Origin of the sequence: Aeromonas simiae (genome assembly GCF_000820125.1) — a bacterium.
Taxonomy (GTDB): Bacteria; Pseudomonadota; Gammaproteobacteria; order Enterobacterales; family Aeromonadaceae; genus Aeromonas; species Aeromonas simiae.
In genome coordinates this window covers 1356-1673 of sequence record NZ_CDBY01000074.1, presented here as the reverse complement: position 1 = coordinate 1673, position 318 = coordinate 1356, and the positions used below count along the sequence as shown (strand labels likewise).

Annotated in this window: 1 protein-coding gene; it reads right to left on the bottom strand. The window is 69.5% G+C overall.

Features of this window, described 5'->3' with window-relative positions; all coding sequences use genetic code 11:
- On the bottom strand, positions 1-318 hold a 318-nt coding region (locus tag BN1134_RS15480), incomplete at both ends, for a PLP-dependent transferase (RefSeq protein WP_042048311.1).

Below are 318 nucleotides of genomic sequence, written 5' to 3'. Positions count from 1 at the left end.
GCAATCTCATGCCCCGGATGGGTGGGCAGGGAGGGGTGATAGATGCGGGTCACTCTGGGCTGCGCCTGGAGAAACGCCAGCACCTGCTCGGTGTTTTCGGCGTGACAGCGCAGGCGCGCCCCTAGGGTACGCAGGCCGCGCAGGGTAAGGTAGGAGTCGAATGCCCCGCCGGTCAGCCCGAGGCAGTTGGCCCACCAGGTGAGCTGCTCGGCCAGAGCGGCCTCGGCCGCCACCACGGCGCCGCCGACCACGTCGGAGTGGCCGTTGATGTACTTGGTGGTGGAGTGCACCACCAGATCGGCGCCCAGCGCCAGCGGC